Below are 234 nucleotides of genomic sequence, written 5' to 3' on the forward strand. Positions count from 1 at the left end.
CTTTGAATACCGTTTTTATAAAAGTAAGATTTTTCTGTTTTCTCTGAGGGGAGTGTAATACCATAAGTGGCAAAATATTTATAAGGAATTGTTAAAGGAATACCACCTGGAGGATAGTCAGCTATATATACTTGATAATCATTATATATATAATAATTGGGGTTAATTATATTATAGTGATTATCCTTCGCTTTTATACCTTCTAGTTTCGTAAACTCAAGTGTAGTATATTCA

At 28.6% G+C, this 234-nt stretch carries 1 protein-coding gene; it reads right to left on the reverse strand.

The genetic code is table 11. The annotated features are described in order from the left end of the window. Nucleotides 1-234, reverse strand: a 234-nt coding sequence (locus AB671_RS22820) for a hypothetical protein (RefSeq protein ID WP_228391020.1), incomplete at both ends; no start/stop codon positions are given.

This window comes from Chryseobacterium sp. BGARF1 (assembly GCF_001677955.1).
In the GTDB taxonomy this organism is placed as follows: Bacteria; Bacteroidota; Bacteroidia; order Flavobacteriales; family Weeksellaceae; genus Chryseobacterium.